The following is a 21,114-nucleotide window of genomic DNA, read 5'->3' as shown; positions in this document are numbered from 1 at the left end:
GTGCCGGCCTGCGCGTTGGCCACGGCCATGTGGTGGGCGACGACGTCGTGGAGTTCGCGCGCGATGCGCATGCGTTCCTCGGCCACGCGCAGGCGGGCCTCCTCCTCGCGGGTGCGCTCGGCGTGCGCGGCACGCGCCTGGACGGACTCGGTGTAGGCGTGCCGCAGGCGAGATCTGCCGCCGCCGACCATGGGCAGGAGCAGCCACAGGATGGGACCGAGGGTGCGCAGCAGCAGCATGTCGGTCGTTGGTTTGTCGAGCAGCGTCGTGATCACCACCATGGCCATGACCGTCACGCCGTACATACGCGTGGTCCTGGGATCGGTACTGAGAGCCAGCCAGTACAGCGCCATCATCAGGGGCGCCAGCAGCAGGGGGGTGAGCAGATAGCCCAGGGCGCCGGTGGCCACCGTGCAGGTCGTGGCCACGGCGAGGGCGCTGCGCGGGTGGTCGCGTGCCTTCAGCAGTCCGAGGCAGGAGATCCCGGCGAGGAGTACGGCGGGCCAGTCGTCCTTAGGCAGATCCATACCGGGGAAATTGAGCGAGGCACCGAGGGCCACGCAGCCGAACAGTGCCAGGTACATCGCCGTGTCCACGACGCGCGGACGACGTTCCGAGTGACGCTCGAGGTTGCTCGTCATCGTGTCTCTCCCGGTGAGGATGCTCCCGGTGGGGTGCTGGATCCATGGTCGCCGTCGCCCTGGGACGACGGCCGTCCGGGCCGCCCGAGGTCCTTGCCTCGGGCGGGCCGTGGACGGGTGGGTGCCAGGTCAGACACGCACGCCGACCGGCTCGTCCGGCGTCGGGTCCAGGTCCGGGTCCAGGTCCGGGGCAGGGGCAGGGGCAGAGCTCTGGGCGTCGGCCGGGCGGCGGCTGAGGGCCTCACCCTCCACATCGACCCGAGGCAGGAACCGGTCCAGCCACTTCGGCAGCCACCACGCCTTGTCGCCGAGCAGGGCGAGCACGGCGGGCACGATCGCCATGCGGACGACGAAGGCGTCGAGCAGTACCGCGGAGGCGAGGCCGAACCCGATCATCATGATCATGGAATCGCTCTCGCCGATGAACCCGGCGAACACCGCGATCATGATCAGCGCGGCGGCCACCACCACCCGGGCACTGTGGCGGAACCCCGACACCACCGCCTGCCTTGCCGCCTCACCGTGGGTGTACGCCTCCCGCATCCGCGAGACGAGGAAGACCTCGTAGTCCATGGCCAGCCCGAAGACGATACCCACCAGGAAGATCGGCATCATGCTCATGATCGGGCCGGTGGTCTCCGCGCCCAGCAGTTCCGCACCGTGCCCCTGCTGGAAGACCAGGACGACCACACCGATGGACGCCAGCACCGACAGCAGGAAGCCGAGGGCCGCCTTCAGCGGGACGAGCAGCGACCGGAAGACCACCAGCAGCAGGAGGACCGCGAGACCGACCACCACGACCAGGTACGGGACGAGTGCCGCCTGGACCTTCTCGGCCATGTCGATGTTCAGCGCGGTGGTACCGGTGACCTCGAAGGACGCGTCCGTCGCCGACTCGATTGCGGGACGTTCGTCACGGATGGTCTTGACCAGGGTCTTGGTCTTCTCGTCTGTGGGGCTGGTGGACGGGGTGGCCATGAACACCGCGGTGTCACCGGCCTCGTTGAAGCGCGCCTGCGAGACGGAGACGATCCCCTTCGTGGCGCCGATCTCCTCGCTGATCGTGCTCACGGCGGCCTTCGGGTCGGCGGATCCCTTCGCGTCCACGACGATGGTCAGCGGGCCGTTGAAGCCGGGGCCGAAGCCCTCGGCCAGGGCGTCGTAGGCCCGGCGCTCGGTGGTGGAGGTGGACTTGGCCTCGTCGCCCGGCATGCCCAGCTGCAGGCCCGTCGCCGGAAGAGCGAGGCCGCCGAGGCCCAGGACGCCGAGGATCAGTACGGGAAGAGGGCGGCGCAGGACGAAGCGGGCCCAGCGGGTACCCAGGTTGTCCCGCTCCTTCTCGTCCGTCTCCCCGCTCCCGAGGGCCACGACGACGTCGGCCCTGGCGCTGCTGCGGGCCACGGAATTCTTCTTTCGCGGCAGGGGCCTCCTGCCTCGCAGGGTCCTCCCGCGCGTTTCGGCCTTGTCGTCCGGCTCGGATCCCTTGCGCGTACGACGCGACAGCACCGCGTTCGGCCAGAACCCGAGGAATGCCCGGACGAGGGTCAGGGCGATCAGCACGGCGACGACCACCGCGCCCGCTGCGGTTCTCTCTCCCCGCAATGGCGATCTGCGAGCTGCTCGGGGCGCCCCTGGAGGACCGGGAGCTCCCGCGGGGATGGTCCGAGCGGATCAGTTCCGCGCAGGGCGGCGACGACGCGCGGGCGGCGATGGGGGAGTTCATGGCCTACACGTCGGCTTCCGGGCGCCTCGGCGGTACCCCGAAACCCTGAACGACATCACATGCTGGTCAGAGTTCGACCTCGGCGGCCACTTCCCCGCCATGGAGGAGCCGGACCTGCTCAGCGCCGACATCCGCGGGTTCTTCAGGCGACTCGCGTAGCTCCGGAACCGCGTTCAGCGGGGTGCGGTCCCCCTCGGACCGCACCCCACCGGCGCGAACTAGGCCCGGCTCCACCTCTGGGTGGCGTTGCCGAGAGCCGTCCACAGCTGGACCTTCGACCCGTTGGCGGTCCCCCAGTTGGTGACGTCGATCGCCAGGCCGTTGGAGCGGTTGATGACGGATCCGTCCAGTCGGGACCACCACTTCTGGCTGGTCTTGCCGTTGCAGGTCCACAGGATCAGCTTGGTGCCCGCGGTGGTGCCATCACCATCGGCCGCCAGGCACTTGCCGGCGACGCGGAGCTCACCCGCCGTGGTCTGCGTGATGGTCTGGTTCGCGTTCCCGGAGCAGTCCCAGATCTGTACCTGCACGCCCGTCTGGCCGCCCGGGACGTCGAGGCAGCGTCCGGAGTTGGCGCCCTTGAGGGTGAAGGTGCCGTCCGTCGGCAGCGGGTCCTGGACCAGCTGCCACTCCTGCGAGTCGTCGGCCGCGGCGTTCGTCGACGCGTCGATCGACGTGCCCAGGGTGACGGAGCCGTTCGCGGTCGCGCCCGTCATGAACAGACTCGTGTTGCGGACCGACCGGAGCTTGTAGTGGCCGTCGGTTGAGGGGACGAGGGTCCACTGCTTGTCGGTGGCTCCGTCGTCGACCCACTGGGCGAGCTTCTGTCCGGCTGTCGCGCTGCCGGTCCAGATGGCGACCGAGCGGCCACCGGCCTTGTTGAGCAGGGTGACGTTGCTGCCCTTGGCCGTGGTGTGCCAGCGCTGCAGGTCGTCGGCCGCGTTCCGGTCCTTCAGGACGAGGTCGGGGACGTCTCCGGTGAGGTTCGCGTCCTGCGTCTTGCCGGCGTCGGGGCTGAGCGCCTGACCGGTGGCGCGGTTGACGAGGGTGTAATAGGCACCGTCGGACCGGCCGAGGTCGACCTCGGCGTAACGGATGGGCCCGTAGCCGGTGCTGAAGTCGGCCTGGAGGATGAGGACGCGTCCCGTGCCCTCCACGTACTGGAGATTGCGGCTGTAACCGTTGGTGATCGCCGTCCGGTACTCCTTCCAGGTGCCGTCGCTCTTACCGGACTCGTTCACCCAGACACTGCCGCTGCCGTTGGCGTTGTAGGCGATCCGTCCGTCCGGGAGCTGGACGAGCACCGGGCTGCCGCTCGTGGACAGCCTGCGCCCCCCTGAGGGCACGGGCAGATTGGTGACGGGCTGGTCCGTCACAGTGTTCGGATAGAACTTCAGCGGGTCGTCCGCGAGCCGGTACCGGGTGTCCGTTCCACCGCCCCAGTACTCGTAGGTGAGCAGCCATTTCCCGTCGGTCGTCTCGGCGATCGTCGTCATGCCCGGACGTCCGTTGCCGATCAGTGTCTTGCCGCCCACGGTGTCGGTCGTGCCCGGGACGTCGACGATCGGTTGGGTCCAGGACGTGCTGCCGCCGCCCCAGGTCCGGTGCACGAGGATCTGGAACCCGGGGTCCGTGGCCGTGTCGTCATCAGGGTCACGGTTCGGTACACCGGTGGTGGCGTCGAAGCCGAGGTACTCCTGCTCGTCGGAGTAGTAGGCGACGAGCTTTCCGTTGCGGGCCACCAGGTACGGCTCCCAGACAGGGTCCCTCTGCCGGTTCGTGTTGGCGCTCGAGGGGTTGATGCCCTGCCAGCCGCCGGTGGCGATGATGTTCTGGAAGTCCCACGTCGCACCGTCGTCCGTGCTGGCGTACAGGGCGATCGCGATGTCCTTGCGGTCGCCGTCGGCGGTGGGCGTCCAGTTCGGGTCGGCGGCCTTGCGCTCCTTGTAGTAGTAGTCGTCCCCCGAGACGACGCTCGCGAGAAGCAGCGTGCCGGCCTGCAGCGCTCCGACGTCCTGCGGGAGCACATAGAGGTAGGGGTTGGTCCAGTTGCTGGTGTACTTCGCGTACTGCGAGTCACTGGACAGATACGCGGGAGCCTTGACGTCGGACAGCTTCTGCCACGTCGTACCGTCGTCGTCACTCTTGTAGACCGGCAGGGTCTGGCCCACCGGGTCGCCCTTGCTGTTCTCGAACGACGCGACGATCCGGCCGCTCGGCAGCTGAGCCGTCTTCGGGTACAGAACACAGGGCTTCTTGTTGCACGTGGCGGAATCCTGCGACACGTACAGGTTCGTCTGGCTCGGCTGATACGCCGACGCGCTGCCCGTGGAGGCGAGGGCGAGTCCCACGCCGACGCCGAAGGCTGTCGCTGTCGCGAGAGCCCTCCGTGCCCATGTTTGTCTCACTGCGGCTCCTCTGAACGTACGGGTTGACGGCCACGGCAATTGAGAGGACAAACTCCGTGACCGACGGGGAATGACCGCAGAGCCGGACGTGAATACCGAACTGTCGACTGCGGCATGCGGCCCGCGGCGATTACGCATCGATGCAATCCGGTCGATGAGGCGTAAGCCGGGTGGGGAAAAGTATTGGGACGAGAGACCGCTTTGTCACCGGTACGTTTCCGAAAGTGTTTCGCACACCGCTCCTCATTCGATATTGACAGGGCGGAATCACGAGCACTATTCAGTAGCCGGGAGATGAGGGATGCGGTGGCCGGCGGGCACGTCGGTTCTGATCAGGCCTCGGCCGCGCAGGTTGTGCCAGAGATCTTCTGGGACGTGCCGACGGTGGAGCCCCATGTTCCGCGTGACCTGTTCAGGAGTTCGCATGCCGAGGGTGACGTTGATGACGCTGGGGTGGGTGAAGGGGAAGGCGATCGCCGCGGCGGGCAGGGTCGTGCCGTGCCGTTCGCAGACGTCGGCGATGGCCCGGGCACGGGCGACGAGTTCCGGCGGAGCGGCCCGGTAGTCGTACCTCATGCCGTGTGCGAGCCGGCCCTCGGAGAGCAGACCGGAGTTGAACACCCCTGCCGCCACGACGCTCTTACCGAGCGCGAGTGCGGTGGGGAGGACGTCGTCCAGCGCCGACTGGTCCAGCAGCATGTAGCGTCCGGCCACCATCACCACGTCGGCGGCGGTCTCCCGTCGGAGTCGGAGCGGTCGTACAACCGGGCCCCCCACGAGGGTGAGTTCGCGCCGGAAGAAGCGGTGCAAATTCACCTCGCGGTACCGGGGATGGATGACGACCAGGCACAACCGGCCCCGCACACCGAGGACTTCGACCGCTGCGTCCATCCCGGCGGACGCGCCAGAGCCTTCGAAGCGACATCCGCGCCGGCGCCGGCGGTCCACTGTCCTACCCGTTCGGAGACGTTCGTCCCGGTGGGGTTCCAGGTGATCAGCCCCAACTCCTCGGCGAGCAGCCGCCGGTGGGCACTCGGCTCCACGACGCGGACCTCGGCACCCACGGCCCGCGCGGCCAGCGCGATGAGGACTCCGACCGGCCCGCCGCCGACCACCACGACCTTCTCACCGTCCTGCAGCCCGGCACGGCCGACGTCGTGCACGGCCACCGCCGTGGGCTCGACGAGCGCGGCCCGGTCCAGAGAGAGGGAGTCCGGCAGGCGGATGAGGGTCGAGGCGGGGACCCCCAGCGCTGCTGCATCCCGCCGGGCGAGTCGATGCCGATGAAGTCGAGGCGCTGGCAGACGTGTCGGTGGCCGGCTCGGTGCGGTCCAGCCGCCGTCCGGCGATGGGCCGGGTCGCGGCCGATCGCAAGTCGTCCGCGGCGAAGGTCCGGCGGATCGGCTCATGGCCGGGCTCGTCCAGCAAGGGCTGGGGACGACAGTCCAGATCCCACACATGATGGTGGGCGTCCACCAGCCACAGCACGTCAGACACGGGCCGACCAGACCGGGCCGTCGGGGTAGGCGTACTCCTTGAGGGACTCGGGGTGCATCTGGGCGCTGAGGCCCGGCAGCCTCGGCGCGAGGTAGCGGCCGTCGGCGATGCGCACCGGGTCGACGAAGTACTCGTGCAGGTGGTCGACGTACTCGATGACGCGGTCCTCGGTCGTGCCGGAGACGGCGACGTAGTCGAACATCGACAGGTGCTGCACCATCTCGCAGAGGCCGACCCCGCCGGCGTGCGGGCAGACCGGCACGTCGAACTTCGCGGCGAGCAGCAGGATCGCGATGTTCTCGTTGACGCCGCCGACCCGCGCGGAGTCGATCTGGACGATGTCCACCGCGCCGGCCTGAAGGAGTTGTTTGAACACGACCCGGTTGGCGATGTGCTCGCCGGTGGCGACCTTGATGGGGCCGACGGCCTTGCGGACGGCGGCGTGGCCGAGGATGTCGTCGGGGGAGGTGGGCTCCTCGATCCAGTACGGGTCGTAAGGGGCCAGCACCCGCATCCAGTCGATCGCGGGCTGGACGTCCCAGCGCTGGTTGGCGTCCACGGCGATGCGAATGCCGTCGCCGACCGTCTCACGGGCGATGCGTATGCGCCGTACGTCGTCCTCCAGGTCCACCCCGACCTTCAGCTTGATCTGGGTGAAGCCGTCGGCGACGGCCTCGCGGGCCAGGCGGGCCAGCTTCTCGTCGGAGTAGCCGAGCCAGCCCGGTGTGGTGGTGTAGGCCGGGTAACCCCGTTCCAGCAACCGTGCGATCCGCTCCTCGCGGCCCGGCTTTGCGCGGCGCAGGATCTGAAGGGCCTCCTCGGGGGTCAGCGCGTCACTCAGCCAGCGGAAGTCGACCTGGGCGACCAGCTCCTCCGGTGACATCTCGGCCAGGAAGTGCCACACGGGCTTGCCCGCCCGCTTGGCCGCCAGGTCCCAGGCCGCGTTGACGACCGCGCCGGTGGCCATGTGGATGGCGCCCTTCTCCGGGCCCAGCCAGCGCAGTTGGGGATCGTGGACAAGGCTGCGGGAGAACGCGCCCAGGTCGGTGCAGACCTCCTCGACGGTCAGGCCGACCACATACGGCGCCAGGGCCGCGATGGCAGCCGCCTGCACATCGTTGCCGCGCCCGGTGGTGAAGGCCAGGGCATGGCCCTCCAGGCCGTCGCCGGCGTCGGTGCGCAGGACGACATAGGCGGCGGAGTAGTCGGGTTCGGGGTTCATCGCGTCCGACCCGTCCAGCTGCTCGGACGTCGGGAAACGTACGTCCAGGACGTCCAGGGCGGTGATGCGGGCGGAAGCGGGCATGGCGGAGGGCATGGCGCGACTCCTGCGAGGACGAGGGCGAAGAGGAAGCGGGCGGGCGGCGGTCCGGTTCAGCTCGGGAGGATCGTGACGGCTGTGGTCATGGTCCGGGTGTGGTCGACGACCCGGGTGTCACCGCGCAGCTCCACCTCCACGGACCGGCCCGGCTCTCCCGCCGACTGCGCGACGGTCAGCACGAGGCGGCCGGGCTCGACACAGCGGCGTAGGTCCTGCCCGGTGAAGCTGGTCAGATCCGCGTGGACCTGGAACTCTACGGTGCGGGAATCCCCTGCGGCCAGCTCGATGCGGGTGAAGCCGATCAGCTGGCGGACGGGCCGGGTGACGGAGGCGACCGGGTCGGTGAGGTACAGCTGCGGGACCGAAGTGCCCGCCCGGGGGCCGGTGTTGGTGAAGGTGGCGCGGACGGTCACCGACCCGTCGACCGCGATGGTCTCCGCGTCGGCCTCTACGTCCTCGATGGTGAAGGTGGTGTAGGACAGGCCGTGTCCGAACGGGAAGGCCGGGGTGGGGTCGATGTTGCTCACCCCGTCGCTCTTGAGGGCGAGCGGGGGCGCGAGGTAGGTGCCCGGCTGGCCGGCCGTGTCGCCGGGGACCTGCACGGGCAGGTGTCCGGAGGGGTTGATCCGGCCGGAGAGGACGCCGGCGATCGCCGCCGAGCCTTCCTCGCCGGGGAAGAAGGCCTGGAGGGTCGCGTCCGCCGCCCGGGCGTGCCGGCCGATCGCGTACGGGCGGCCCGAGACGAGGACGAGGACGGTCTGGTTCGCCGCGTCGAGGACGGCGTCCACCAGGTCCTCCTGCCCTCCGGGGAGCGTCAGTGCGCCGACGTCGCAGCCTTCACCGGAGGTGCCCTCCCCGAACATGCCGGAGCGGTCACCGACGACGAGGATCGTCAGGTCGGCCGCCGAGGCTGCCGCCACCGCGGCTTCGATGCCGCTGCGGTCGTCCCCGGTGAAGGAGCAGCCGGTCTCGTGGTGCACCGAGGCGTCGGGGAACTCCTGCCGGATGGCGTCGAGGACCGTCGGCGCCTCGACGCCCAGCGGGGTCTCGGGGTGGTGGGGCAGGACGTGGTTGGGGAAGGAGTAGCAGCCGAACAGGCACCGGGCATCGTCGGCGGCCGGACCGATCACGGCGACAGAGCGCGGGGAGGCGAGCGGCAGTGCGCCGGAGGGGTTGTCGAGGAGCACGACGGACTGTTCGGCCAGGTCGCGGGCGATGCCGCGGTTGCGGGGCGAGTCGAAGTCCGCCGGGGCGGTGTACTGCCCCGGCTTCCAGTCGGGGTCGAGCAGCCCGAGTTCGGCCTTCTGCGTCAGCACCCGCAGCACCGCACGGTCGAGGAGATCCGTGGGGACGCCGTCGTCCAGGAGCGCTTCCCCGTAGCCGGAGGTGTGCGGCAGCTCGACGTCGATACCGGCCCGCAGTGCGGCGCGTGCCGCGCCCGTGACGTCGTCCGCCACGTGGTGCATGGAGGCCAGGAACGCGACGGCCCAGTAGTCGGAGACCACCGTGCCCTCGAAGCCCCACGTGTCCCGCAGAAGCCCGGTGAGCAGGACTTCGTCGGCGCCGCAGGGCACGCCGTCGATGTCGTTGTAGGCGTTCATGACCGACCGGACACGGCCGGCGACCACGGCCTTCTCGAAGGGTACGAGGATCACGTCGGCGAGTTCGCGGGGGCCGAGGACGGCCGGGGCGTGGTTGCGGGCCGCGCGGGAGGCGGAGTATCCGGCGAAGTGCTTCAGCGTGGCGACCACGCCGGACGACTGCAGGCCCTGCACATAGGCCAGTCCGAGCTCCGAGACGAGGTAGGGGTCCTCGCCGAGGGTCTCCTCCACCCGGCCCCACCGGTAGTCGCGTACGACGTCCAGGACGGGAGCCAGGCCCTGGTGGACGCCGACGGCCGCCATGTCCGAGCCGATGGCCTGCGCCATCCGTCCGACGAGCTCGGGGTTGAAGGTGGCCGCCCAGGCAAGTGGTGTCGGGTAGACGGTGGCCTGCCAGGTGAAGAATCCGGTCAGGCACTCCTCGTGGGCGACGGCGGGGATGCCGAACCGGTTCGCCGCCACCACCTGCTCCTGCAACGCCGTCAGCCGCCGGCGGCCGGCCTCCGGATCGATCGGCGCCGTGCCGAACACCCGGGTCAGCTGCCCCAGTCCGTCGACGATGGCCTCCTCGAAGCGGTCGGCGCCGCGGAAGGTCTCCTGCATGGGTGCCACGTCACCGCCGTCGTCGTGGTCCGGCCAGGTGCTGCCGAGTTGCGCGATCTTCTCGGCGTCGGTCATGGCGTCCAGCAGGGCCCGCGCGCGGGCGGACGCCGGCAGGGTGGGATCGTTCCACAGCCCGGTCGTCGGGCGCTCGTCGCTGATCGTCAAGGTCTCGTCCGTTTCTGTTTTCGGGCGCGCGAGAGCCGCGCCGGTGATCCAGGAAGTCGCAGAAGCACTGCCACCGTGACAGGGACGGGGAGTCGGGCCCGGGCACCGGTCCGGCGGTCGCGGGGAGGCGGACACGCCGGACGGCGTCATGGGGAGGTGGTGATCGACGCCTTTCGGCGCCCGGGCTCCGGATCGGGCGGCGTCCTGCCTCGTCGGCCCCGGCAGGACGCCGGTACGGTCACTTGCCGCCGGCTCCCATGAGGCCCGCGACCAGGGCCCTGCGGGCGAAGAGGTAGACGACGAGGATGGGGACCGCGGACATCAGCACCGCGGCCAGCAGAGCAGGCACGTTCGCTCCGTACTCGGAGACGAAGTTGTACAGGCCCAGCGTCACCAGCTTGGTGTCCTCGGACTGGGTCATGATCAGCGGGAACAGGAAGCCGTTCCACGCCTGCAGTGCGGTGAAGACGGACGTGGTCGCGATGGCGGACTTCGACATCGGGACGACCATCGTCACCAGGGTCCGGGCCGGGCCGGCACCGTCCAGCGCCATCGCCTCGTACAGCTCGGTGGAGATGTCCCGCATCCCGCCGCTGAGGACCAGCACGCTCACCGGCAGTGCGAACGCCGCGGTGGGCAGGATGATCCCCCACAGGGTGTCGTAGAAGCCGAGGTCGTTGACGATGAGGAAGAGGGGGATGATCACGGCCTGCGACGGGATCGCCAGCCCCAGGAGGAACAGGCGGAACACTCCCCTGGACATCCAGCCCCGGCCTCGTACGACGGTGTAGCTGATCGGGATCGCGAGCGCCAGCACGACGGCGACCGTGGCCGCCGCCACCACGAGGGTGTTCCAGATGTACTGCAGGAACCCGCTGTCCAGCACCGTGTGGAAGTTCGCCGGCGTCACGGCGTCGGGGATCGAGACCGGTCCCTTGTCGGTGTACGTCGTCTGCGGTTGCACCGCCGTGTTCACCAGTGCGTACAGGGGGACGCCGATGATCAGGAGCCAGACGAAGGCCGCGATACCGGCCGCGTAGTTGGGGCGCGTCCTCACACTCCCTCCAGGGTGCTCGTCATCTTGTCGTATCCGCTGAGCTTCGTGAGGAGGACCGAGGCCGCGGTGGCGAGCAGGAGCAGGAAACTCGCGATGGCGCTGGCGTAGCCGTAGTCGTAGGTGCGGAACGCGGTCTGGTACATGGAGAAGGGCAGGATCGAGGTGTCGGTGCCGGGGCCGCCGTTGGTCAGCAGCAGCACGATGTCGAAGGCCGTGAGCCCGCCGACGACCATGAAGACGGTCGAGGTGATCATCGTGTTGCGCAGCTGCGGCAGGGTGATGTGGAAGAACTGCCGCACCCGTCCCGCGCCGTCGATCGCGGCCGCCTGGTACAGGGTGTGCGGGATGGCTCGGGCGGCGCCTTGGTAGAGCAGGCTGTGGAAGGGAACGAACTGCCAGCTGGTCACCAGGACCAGACAGGCGATCGCACCGCTCCGGGTGCCGAGCGGATTCGCACCGAAGATCCACTCGACCTTCGCCGGCAGGCCGAAGTTCGGGTCGAGGAGCTGGCGCCACATGATGGCCGTGGCCGCCGTCGACAGCAGCAGCGGCAGGAAGAAGACCGCTGACAGCACGGCCCGGTTGCGCTGGTGGCCGGCCGCCCAGACGCCCAGCAGGATGCTGATCGGTGCCTGGACGGCGATGTTCCCGACCAGCAGGATGCCGGTGACCAGGGTGGACTGCCAGACCTGGCTGTCGCCGAAGAACCGCGACCAGTTCTCCGTGCCGGTGAACTGCGGGGTGCTCAGGCCGTCCCAGTGGGTGAAGGACAGGTACAGCACCCCCACCATCGGCGCGACGGCGAAGGCGAGGAAGAACAGCAGGCCCGGAAGCGCCCAGGCCACGCCCGGCCGCTCCAGGGTGGGAGGAGCGGCCCGGTCGCGCACCCGGTGCTTGCTCACCGGCCGCGAAGTCGTTGCGGAGACCACGTGGACGTGCCCTTCCTACTTCTTGATCGCCAGCACCGCGCTGACGAACTGCTCCGGCGAGCTCTGCCCGTTGAACAGCTTCTGGATCTCGGTCAGCAGCGGGGTGCCCAGGGTGAGGCCGAGCGCCTGGTCCCAGGACTGCGTGAAGTAAGGGGCCGCCTGCACGAGGTCGAACTGGAACTTCGCGTATGCCGGGTCGGCCGCCTTCTCGAGCAGCTTCCCGGCGTTCGTCGTGACCGGCACCTCACCCTTCTCGACCAGGCCCTGGACGTAGGCATCGCTGTAGGTGGTCTTCAGGAACTCCGCCGCGGTCTCCTTCGGAGCCGCGGTGGTCACCGAGATGTAGTTGGTGGGGTTCCCGACAACGTTCTTCGGGTCGCCCTTGCCGCCCTCGACCGAGGGGAAGGCCACATATCCCAGGTCGTTCCTGGCGAAGTCCGGGGCCTCGCCCTGCTGGACGGCGTACTCCCACGAGCCCATCAGCACCATCGCGGCCTTGCCCTTGTTGAGCAGGGTGGAGGTGCCGCCGGCGCCGTAGTTGACCGAACCGAAGCCCTTACCGAAGGCGCCGTCGTCCACCAGCTCCTTGATCATCTCGGCGGTCTTGAGGACCGCGGGGTCCTGCCACTTGGACCAGTCGCCGTCCTGGATCTTCTGGAAGAGCCCTTCGCCCGCGAGTCGGTCGACGAGGTACTCGACCCACATCAGCTCCGTCCAGGAGGAGCTGGCGTTGCCCGCGAGCGCGAAGGGTGTGACGCCCCTGCGCCTGAACACCTTCACCAGCTCCGTCAGGTCGGCCCACGTCTTGGGCGGCTCGACGTTCGCCTTGGCGAAGACCTTCTTGTTGTAGAAGAGGAACACCGGCTGGGTGCCGCGACACGGAACGCCGACCAGCTTGCCGTCGACCTTCCCGGCCTCCAGCGCGGACGGCAGGAAGTACGCCTCCAGCATCTCGTCGAGCTCGACCAGCTTGCCCGCCTTGACGTAGTCGTTCAGGCTGCCGCCGCCCCAGTTGAAGAACATCCCGGGCATCTTCGACGAGCCCATGCCCGTGCGCAGCTTGTCCTTGTACCCGTCGGAGGCGATCACGGACATGCTGACCTTGCCGTGCCCGGTGGAGTTGAAGGTGCTGACCGCGGCCTTCTGCACGGAGTTCGTCGGGTCCTGCAGCGTCCAGAAGTCCACGTTGCCCTTGGGCGAGGCCGCGGAGCTGTCGGACTTGCCGCAGCCGGCCACGGTGACGCCCAGTGTGGTCGCCGCCGTGGCGGTGAGGAACCAGCGTCGGGAGACTCTGTTCATCGTTGAACACCTTTCGAGTCGGCAGGATCCCTTCGCGGGTGCGCTTCACCGCACAGGCCGTCCCAGGCCTGTCCGCGCTGAGGGATGTGAGTCGATGGCCACGACCGTCAGGTGCTGTCGCGCAAGGTTTGCGTCCCGTTGCTCCTGCGGTTGAGCTGGCGTCGGTCACGCTAAGCGGCGGAATTCAGCCACGGCAATATCGGAGGGGAATCAGTTCCGAAAGACTTTCGCAGTCCGGGGGCTTGCGGAACCGAGGTCAGGGCGCCCGGCTCTCCTGACTTCGGGGCTGTCGACATGCACACGACCAATTCCGTGCGGAAACGCGGTCAAGGGCGCTCGTGTTTCTCGACTTCGGGCGGCGCTGTCGACATGCGCACGACCAATTCCGTTGCGAGTTCCCTGCGGATCGTCGCGGGAGGCCGGCCGTCGGCGAGGTGCAGCAGGACACGCGTGGCCTCCTGACCGAGCTCCCGGAACGGCTGCCTTACGGCGCTCAGCGGCGGTGAGGCCATGGCGGCGACCAGGGTGTCGTCGAACGACATCACCGACAGCTCGCGCGGCACCGCGATACCGAGCTGCCGCGCGGCCTCCAGGGCGCCGAGGGCCTGGGCGTCGCTCGCGGCGAACAGAGCCGACGGCCGTTCGCGCCGGTCCAGGATGCTGTGGGCGGCGCGCAGGGCCTCGCCGTAGTCGAAGTCCGTCGACCGGACGATCGCGGGGTCGTACGGGATCCCGGCCTCCGCCAGGGCGGCGCGATAGCCGTGCAGACGTGCCGCCCCGGCCAGCGAGTGCGAGCGGCCGGCCAGCATGCCGATGCGGCGGTGCCCGAGCTCGATCAGGTGCTGGACGGCGGTCGTCGCACCGTGCCAGTTCGTCACCCCGACGCTCGGGATGTCCGCGGACGGCGCGTTCAGGGGGTCGACAAGCACCACCGGCAGCCGCTGGTCCACGATCCGGCGCTGGTCCTGCTCGGCGAGAGCGGAAATCACGATGACGACCCCCACGGCGCCCAGCGCACCGGACTCCCCCAGCCACTGGGCGATCGAGCGCCGGCCCGTCGTACCGACGGTCGTGTGGACGCCCATCTCGGCCGCCGACTCCACGATGCCGCGCACCACTTCCAGGGTGTACGGGCCGGCCAGGTCCCGGAACACGGCCAGGATCTGCCTCCGACGGCGCGCATCTCCCTCCCAGGCACGGACATAGCCGCGCTCGGCCAGCAGCGCCTCGATACGTGTCCGCGTCGCCTCGGACACGTCGCGTCGCCGGTGGACGACCTTCGAAACGGTCGCGAGTGAGACACCGACCTCGCCGGCTATCGAGGTGAGCAGCCCGTACTGGGCGTTCCGGCGCGACCTGGCTGGACCCGTCACTTCGGCGTGGACCTCCCTGTCGACATCCGCGGGCTGTACGCGCAGTGAAGGTACACACAAGTTCGATCACCGAAGCGGTGGCAAAAGGACCCGAAGCCCCTTCCACCTGCGGTGATTCGATGACGGTCGGACTGCGAAAGACTTTCGCAATCCGAGTGGTGAACTCTTGTAGGCTCCCCGCACCCTGTTCGAGCCGCTCAGGCACGCCGCTATCCGGGAGGCCGGGACATGCCGGTGCACAGCGTCCACGACACCCAGCCCGCCGACCGCTGGGAGAACGCCTTCCTCTCCGGCAACGGCGAGTACGGGATCATGGTGTTCGGGCATCCCCACCAGGAGCGGATCGTTCACAACCACCACCGTTACGTCCTCCCCAACGAGTCCCTCACGATGCGCCCGCCGGCCGTCGCCGACCGTCTCGAGCACGTCCGCGATCTGATCCTGGCCGGGGACCGGGAGCGGGCCCAGCGCGAGTTCTCCGACGGCAGGGCGATGGCCTGGACCCAGTCCTTCCACCCCGGGCACGTGCTCCACCTGGACGCTCAAGCGGAGGCGGGCCCGGTGGAGGGTTACCACCGCGGCACGGACTTCACCACCGGCGAGGTGCGGGTCACCTGGACCGACGGGGAGCGGGAATGGCAGCGGCGTGCGTTCGTCTCGCGCACCGACGCCGTCGCGGTCGTCGAGATCACCGGTCCGCGGCTCGACCTGGTCGTACGGCTCTCCGGCGAGCTTCCCGGCCGACCGCCCGAGGTCACCTTCTCGTCGTCCGCCGAGGCCACCGGGGACGGTGAGGCGTGCCTCACCGTGGTGGGGGCGTATCCGCCCGGACCCGGTGCGGCGGAGTTCGCCGGCGTGACCCGGGCCGTCGTCACCGGTGGCCGGGTCACGGTGAAGGCAGACGCGGCCCGCGTCGAGGGAGCGACGCGCGTGGTGCTGCTGACCCGGATGGACCGGTCGCCGACTCCCGTGGACGTCACGGGGCTGCGCACGGCGCTGCTCGCGCTGCCCGCCGAGTACGACGCGTTGCTCGCCCGCCACGCTCCCGTCCACGGCGAGCTCTACGGCCGGGCGGAGCTCACCCTGGGCGCGTCCGACGGCGACAGTCCGCTCCCCGTGGGTGAGCTGCTCGCCCTGGCCGACCCCGAAACGCTGAACCCCGCCCTGGTCGAAGCGCTGTTCCACTCCGGCCGCTACCTTCTGCTGAGCTCGAGCGGAGTCCTTCCGCCCCGGCTGACCGGACTGTGGCTGGGGGCCTGGGGCGCCGCCTGGTCCGGCGACTACACCACCGACGCCAACATCAACCTCCAGATGGCCGGGGCGGTCCTTACCGGCATGCCCGAACTGATCGCGCCGTACGCCGCGTTGATCGGCGCGCAGATCGACGACTGGCGCACCAACGCCCGCACGATCTACGGCACCCGCGGCATCCTCGCACCGAGCCGGACCGACGGAGAGCACGGGCTGCTGTTCCACCTCGACGACGACTGGCCCTGGACGATGTGGCTGGCGGGCGCCGACTGGCTGCTGTACCCGCTGTACGAGTACTGGCAGGCGACCGGCGACGACGCCTTCCTCGCCGGGACGCTCGCACCGTGGCTCGTCGAGGCCGCCGTCTTCTTCGAGGACTTCCTCACCCGCGAGGACGACGACGGGCACGCCGTCCTGGTCCCGTCCTACTCCCCCGAGGTGGGCCCGAAGGACGGGCCGGGCGTGGCCGGGGTCAACGCCACCATGGATGTCGCCGCGGCCCGGCACGCGCTCACCACCGCCGCCGGCGTCTGCGCGCATCTCGGCGTCGAGCAGGCGGCGGCCGACCGCTGGCGCGCGCTGGCCGAGCGGCTGCCGCCGTACCGCGTCGACGACCACGGGGCACTCGCCGAGTGGGCGTGGCCAGGACTGGCGACCGCGGAGGACCACCGGCACATCAGCCACCTCTACCCGGTGTGGCCCCTGCACGACATCACCCCGGACGACACGCCCGACCTGGCCGCCGCCGCACGCGAAGCGCTGCTGCGGCGCGGCGACGAGAACACGTCCGCGCACGGCAGCCTGCACCGCGCCCTGGTCGCCGCGCGACTGAAGGACGGCGGAACGGCGAAGGCCAACATCCTCAAGATCCTCGGCCGGAACATGGTCTTCCGGTCACTGATGACCTCACACAACCCCGATCTGGAGATCTACAACGCGGACGCCGCACACTGTCTGCCCGCCGTCGTCACGGAGATGCTCGTGGACTCCCGGCCGGGCATCGTCGAGGTGCTTCCGGCACTGCCCCCGGAATGGCCGAGCGGCAGTCTGCGCGGCGTCGAGACCCGGGCCGGGGTGCGCGTCGACGAGCTGAGCTGGGACGTACGGGAGGGTGTCGTCCGGGTGGTGCTGACGTCGCCGCGCGAGCGGGACATCGCCCTCGTGTGCCGTGGTGCCATGGACTCGCGGCAGACCCTGCGCCTGCTGTCCCACTCCCCCACCGGGGTGATACTCCCGTTCGCCTGACACCGCCGGGAGCACCTGTTGGCCGTTACAGGGTGGTGACCGGCCGGCGTACGGATGTCGACGTGCGCAGGACGAGTTCCGTCGCGAGCTCGATCCGCGACGACGCCGGCGGCTTGCCCTCGGCGAGCCGCATCAGCACCCGGGTCGCCTCGTTGCCCAGTTCCTCGAAGGGCTGGCGTACCGCGCTCAGTGGTGGGCAGGCCATGGCCGCCACGAGGGTGTCGTCGAAGGACATGACCGCCAGGTCGTCGGGGACGGCGAACCCCGCTTGTCGGGCGGCTTCCAGGACACCGAGCGCCTGTGCGTCGCTGGCCGCGAAGACTGCCGTGGGCGGGTCGGCCGAGCGCAGGATCTGCAGGCTGGCGGCGAGGGACTCGTCGTAGTCGAAGTCGGTCGAGCGCACGATCGTGGGGTCGTAGGCGATACCGGCCTCCTCCAGCGCGGCCCGGTAGCCATGCAGCCGTGCCGCCCCGGCCAGCGAGTGCGACCGGCCCGCGACCATGCCGATCCGGGTGTGCCCGAGCCCCAGCAGGTGCTGCACCGCGTCCCTCGCCCCGCTCCAGTTCGTGACCCCGATGCTCGGGATGTCGTGGCTCGGCGCGCTGAGCGGATCGATCAGCACCACCGGAAGGCGCTGTTCGACGATTCGGCGTTGGTCCTCCTCGGCCAGCATCGAGATCACGATGATCATCCCGGCCGCGCCGAGCGCCACGCACTCCTGAAGCCACTGGGAGATCGAGCGATGGGCGGTCGTTCCCGTCACCACGTCGATGCCGAGGTCGTCCGCCGCGTCCACGATCCCGCGGACGACCTCCAGGGTGTACGGCCCGGACAGGTCACGGAACACCGCGATGATCTGACGCGGCACCGCGGGGTCCGGCTCCCCCGGGCGGACATACCCGTGTCGCGTCAGCAGCTCCTCGACCCGGACGCGTGTCGCCGCACCGACGTCAGGACGCCGGTGCACCACCTTGGACACCGTGCTGAGTGACACCCCGGCCTCGCCGGCGATGCTGGTCAGCAGGCCGTACTGCGCCTCCCGGTGTGTCCTGCCCTGACCTGCCACTGGTACGCCTCGCCTCGAGCTGTCCTCCGATACCCGCCGCAAGCTAACGGGACGAGTCGCCCGGGGACAAGGCCGTGGTGCGGCTCCCGCACACGGTGACAGAGGCGAGGGCATGGGCCGGGCGGCGCGCCGGTCGCGGACTTGGTGCGGGCCGGACCAGGCCGGTGTCGCAGGCGGAGATCAATATCAAGTACGGCCAAGTCCGCCATCAGGTGAGGCGCCCTGACCAGGTCGATCACGCCGCCTCAGTGAGGCCGAGCGTGTCACGGTAGAGCCCGACCTACCCGAAACTCTCGCGGAGGACGGCAACAGCCTGGTGGATGAGCGCCGTGGTGTCCTGCTCGGGATCCACGGTGAACCTGTGCAGCACCACGCGCAGGGTGGCGAGGAACGCCGTGGCCAGGACCTGGGCCCGCAGGGGCCGGTCTGCCGACGCCGGCAGACGCTCCTCCAGCGCGGCGGCAAGGTCCTGTTCGGCGGCCGAGTAGGCCTGGTGATGATGGTGGTGTCGGGGGCATCGGCCCGCGTGTCGGGCAGATGGGACCGAAGGCAACGCTGATGCTGGGCGCCTTCGTCGTCGCCACCAGCTACGCGGTGCCACTGTCCCAGACGGCGGCGGCCAACAGCCTCAATCCCCTCGCCCGGACCATCGGCTCATCCCTCTCGAGCGCCCTGGCGGGGGTGGTCTTCTCACAGATGACGACCCCGCTCGGCCCCGTTGAGGGGGACGGCTAGCACGGTTCGTCCCGGCGCCTTCCGCCCCTGCGCACAGTGGCTCGATGTCAGGGAGTGCGGCCCATCAGATCACCCGGGCGCGCCATGGCCTCGTACAACTGCTCCGGAGTCAGTGACGGTACGGGCAGCGGATGGACGCGTCCGGCGCGGAACCCCTCGAGCAGCAGGTACAGATGGCGTCGCCACACCTCCGGAGCCACGTCCTGGGTCGCCTCGGAGACGCGGCCGACGGACCAGATCACGAAGGCCACGTCCTCGGGTGTGACGTCCGGGCGCAGCGTGCCCTGCTCCTGGGCGCGCTCGACGATGCGGATACCGAGCTCATGGATACGGGTCTGGGTTCCGGCCAGGCAGGCGACCTCCGGCAGCCGGGTTCCCGCCAGGCCACTGAACCCCCGGTCGCCCGACTGGAGTTCGCACATCGTCTCCAGGAAGAAGCAGAAGCCCTCCCAGGTGTCGTCCATGACGACCGCCCGCTCCGCCGCCTCGTACCAGACGCCGAGCTTGTCAGCGAAGACCGCCTGGACCAGATCGAGCCGGGTGGGGAAGTGCCGGTACAGGGTGCCGATGGCCAACCCGGCCTGTTTCGCCACCTGTTCGAGGGACGCCCCCAGCCCCTCCTCCGCGAAGGCGCGACGAGCCGCCGCGAGGAGGGTGTCGCGGTTGCGCTGGGCGTCGCGCCGCAACGGCCTGGCGGGCGGGGGCCCCGCGGTGACGGAGGGCGGATCGATGTCCATGTCCGCAGCCTATCAACATGAGGGGGTTCTCATGTTACCGTTGAGACCCGGAAACATGAGGGGCCCCTCCCCTTTTTCTTCACTGTTGACAGGAGTGCCGTTCATGCCAGTGATCGCCATCGTCGGAGCCGGCCCTGGAATGGGTCTGGCCATCGCCCGCCGCTTCGGATCCGAAGGGTTCGACGTCGCCCTTCTCGCCCGCTCCCGGGACAAGCTCGACGACCTTGTCGCCCAGCTTGCCGACGAGGGCATTCAGGCGGCCGGTTTCACCGCGGACGTGACCCGCCCGGACACTCTGCGCGAGGCGCTGGCCGCCGCCGAGAGCCGTTTCGGACCGATCGACGTCCTGGAGTACTCCCCGGCCAACCACGCCCTCGGCGGCGTCAGCGTCCTGGAGACCGCCCGCGAGGACCTTCAGCCGCAGTTCGAGCACTACGTGTACGGCGCCCTCACTGCCGTCAGCCAGGTGCTCCCCGGCATGCTCCGCCGTGGCAGCGGCACACTGCTGCTGTCCACCGGGGCGTCGTCGGTCCGGCCGCTGGGCGGGACGTTCGGCTCCATCGGGATCGCCGCGGCGGCGCTGCGCAACTACGCCCTGGCGCTCAACGTCGATCTGGCCGAACACGGCGTCCACGCCACCCATGTGGCCATCGGCGTCATGATCGGCTCGGGCCCCGGCACGGAGGCGGCCACGATCGCCGAGCACTACTGGCAGGCGCACACCAAGCGCGACCAGGCAGAGATCGTGCACGCGATGCCGGGCGGGCCTTGGTGAGCGCATACGCGCGGATCATGACCTGATCGCCGCGAGCCAGAGAATGCGAGGAACCGCCCGAAGCCCCGGGGTTCCTCGCAAGCACATGCTGAAATCGAACGACGTCCTGCTGGAACGGCGGCACACGCCGGACCGTCCGCCGGCTGTCCCGGTACCCCTCGTTCAGACCATGGCAGCACCCATCACGATGTCGCGGCCGATCCGGTGATCCCGGCCACGCGGCGGGCCACCACCCATGGGTCCGGACGGCCCGCAGCGCGGTCACCCGCCGATGAATGCGGACCTGATCGTCAAGCGGGAGTGAGTCGGGCGGGGGTTCACCGTGGGCGATCGGCCCACGCGGAGTGAGGCGGTCATCGTGAGCGGAATTCGACGTCTGGATGGCTCCGTCGACGACACGTGGGAAACGCTCAGCAAGGCCGCGGGCAACCTGCAGTCACGGGTTCGACCAGCGGCGCGGCATCCGTGTGCTCGCCAGGCGCAGCGCGGGTCCGTGCACGATTTCGCGACCAAGATCGCAACATCCCGGTAGCGCGGCCGGTGGTTGGGCGGACGGGAGCCGGGAGGGGGCGCCCGCCCGGCGCCCTTGGTCGGGCTTCGAGTGGAGACGGAACGCGAATGTCTGGTGACCATCAAACGGTTGACCGGTCGCTCACGCGGCGCGTCGCCGGCAGGGCTCCTTGCCCTG

14 protein-coding genes and 4 pseudogenes are annotated in these 21,114 nt (G+C 69.8%); 4 read left to right on the top strand and 14 right to left on the bottom strand.

The window, feature by feature from the left end; genetic code table 11:
• Together FNH04_RS04630 and FNH04_RS04625 are read right to left on the bottom strand one after the other, a co-directional pair.
• Nucleotides 1–641, bottom strand: a 641-nt coding sequence (locus tag FNH04_RS04630) for a histidine kinase (protein WP_228031132.1), incomplete at its 3' end; no start/stop codon positions are given.
• Between the two features lie 129 nt (nucleotides 642–770).
• A pseudogene (locus FNH04_RS04625) lies at nucleotides 771–2,225 on the bottom strand (MMPL family transporter); the annotation flags it as partial.
• Nucleotides 2,226–2,242: 17 nt separating this feature from the next.
• On the opposite strand from FNH04_RS04625, the gene FNH04_RS46380 reads away from it, so the two are divergent.
• Complete coding sequence (locus FNH04_RS46380) at nucleotides 2,243–2,413, top strand: hypothetical protein (protein ID WP_194236553.1); 171 nt, start codon at nucleotides 2,243–2,245, stop codon at nucleotides 2,411–2,413.
• A 169-nt stretch (nucleotides 2,414–2,582) separates the two neighbouring features.
• Here FNH04_RS46380 and FNH04_RS04615 read toward each other — a convergent pair whose 3' ends face one another.
• From FNH04_RS04615 to FNH04_RS04575, 10 genes and pseudogenes are all read right to left on the bottom strand, one after another.
• Nucleotides 2,583–4,772, bottom strand: coding sequence for an RICIN domain-containing protein (locus FNH04_RS04615; protein ID WP_322722589.1), 2,190 nt, complete (start codon nucleotides 4,770–4,772; stop codon nucleotides 2,583–2,585).
• Nucleotides 4,773–5,048: 276 nt separating this feature from the next.
• A pseudogene (locus FNH04_RS04610) lies at nucleotides 5,049–5,522 on the bottom strand (aldo/keto reductase); the annotation flags it as partial.
• Nucleotides 5,519–6,096, bottom strand: a pseudogene (locus tag FNH04_RS47375) (zinc-binding dehydrogenase); the annotation flags it as partial. The pseudogenes FNH04_RS47375 and FNH04_RS04610, both read right to left, overlap by 4 nt.
• Nucleotides 6,096–6,269: pseudogene (locus FNH04_RS47370) on the bottom strand (amidohydrolase family protein); the annotation flags it as partial. The pseudogenes FNH04_RS47375 and FNH04_RS47370, both read right to left, overlap by 1 nt.
• Nucleotides 6,262–7,587: an L-fuconate dehydratase gene (locus tag FNH04_RS04600; RefSeq protein ID WP_194236552.1), complete on the bottom strand. Its 1,326-nt coding sequence runs from the start codon at nucleotides 7,585–7,587 to the stop codon at nucleotides 6,262–6,264. The gene FNH04_RS04600 and the pseudogene FNH04_RS47370, both read right to left, overlap by 8 nt.
• 56 nt (nucleotides 7,588–7,643) lie before the next feature.
• A complete protein-coding gene (locus FNH04_RS04595; RefSeq protein WP_228031131.1) occupies nucleotides 7,644–9,959 on the bottom strand; it encodes a beta-xylosidase/alpha-l-arabinosidase in 2,316 nt (771 codons plus the stop codon).
• A gap of 238 nt (nucleotides 9,960–10,197) precedes the next feature.
• A complete protein-coding gene (locus FNH04_RS04590; RefSeq protein ID WP_322722588.1) occupies nucleotides 10,198–11,016 on the bottom strand; it encodes a carbohydrate ABC transporter permease in 819 nt (272 codons plus the stop codon).
• Nucleotides 11,013–11,918: a carbohydrate ABC transporter permease gene (locus tag FNH04_RS04585; protein ID WP_322722587.1), complete on the bottom strand. Its 906-nt coding sequence runs from the start codon at nucleotides 11,916–11,918 to the stop codon at nucleotides 11,013–11,015. Before FNH04_RS04585 ends, FNH04_RS04590 begins: the two co-directional genes overlap by 4 nt.
• A gap of 42 nt (nucleotides 11,919–11,960) precedes the next feature.
• Entirely contained in the window at nucleotides 11,961–13,244 is a 1,284-nt protein-coding gene (locus FNH04_RS04580) for an ABC transporter substrate-binding protein (RefSeq protein WP_152780553.1), read from the bottom strand.
• Between the two features lie 326 nt (nucleotides 13,245–13,570).
• Nucleotides 13,571–14,617, bottom strand: a complete 1,047-nt coding sequence (locus FNH04_RS04575; protein ID WP_322722586.1) for a LacI family DNA-binding transcriptional regulator — start codon at nucleotides 14,615–14,617, stop codon at nucleotides 13,571–13,573.
• A gap of 228 nt (nucleotides 14,618–14,845) precedes the next feature.
• Here FNH04_RS04575 and FNH04_RS04570 point away from each other — a divergent pair, with 228 nt between their 5' ends.
• Complete coding sequence (locus tag FNH04_RS04570; RefSeq protein ID WP_152780551.1) at nucleotides 14,846–17,113, top strand: glycosyl hydrolase family 95 catalytic domain-containing protein; 2,268 nt, start codon at nucleotides 14,846–14,848, stop codon at nucleotides 17,111–17,113.
• Between the two features lie 25 nt (nucleotides 17,114–17,138).
• Here FNH04_RS04570 and FNH04_RS04565 read toward each other — a convergent pair whose 3' ends face one another.
• Nucleotides 17,139–18,179: a LacI family DNA-binding transcriptional regulator gene (locus FNH04_RS04565; RefSeq protein ID WP_322722585.1), complete on the bottom strand. Its 1,041-nt coding sequence runs from the start codon at nucleotides 18,177–18,179 to the stop codon at nucleotides 17,139–17,141.
• Between the two features lie 537 nt (nucleotides 18,180–18,716).
• Between FNH04_RS04565 and FNH04_RS04555 the strand changes: the two genes are divergently transcribed.
• A complete protein-coding gene (locus FNH04_RS04555) occupies nucleotides 18,717–18,914 on the top strand; it encodes a hypothetical protein (protein ID WP_152780544.1) in 198 nt (65 codons plus the stop codon).
• A 47-nt stretch (nucleotides 18,915–18,961) separates the two neighbouring features.
• On the opposite strand, the gene FNH04_RS04550 is transcribed toward FNH04_RS04555, so the two are convergent.
• Entirely contained in the window at nucleotides 18,962–19,651 is a 690-nt protein-coding gene (locus FNH04_RS04550) for a TetR/AcrR family transcriptional regulator (RefSeq protein ID WP_152780542.1), read from the bottom strand.
• A 103-nt stretch (nucleotides 19,652–19,754) separates the two neighbouring features.
• On the opposite strand from FNH04_RS04550, the gene FNH04_RS04545 reads away from it, so the two are divergent.
• Nucleotides 19,755–20,426, top strand: coding sequence for an SDR family oxidoreductase (locus tag FNH04_RS04545; RefSeq protein WP_152780540.1), 672 nt, complete (start codon nucleotides 19,755–19,757; stop codon nucleotides 20,424–20,426).
• Nucleotides 20,427–21,114: the final 688 nt, after the last annotated feature.

Source organism: Streptomyces phyllanthi, from assembly GCF_009377205.1.
GTDB lineage: Bacteria > Actinomycetota > Actinomycetes > Streptomycetales > Streptomycetaceae > Streptomyces > Streptomyces phyllanthi.
This window is presented reverse-complemented; position numbering and strand designations above follow the sequence as displayed.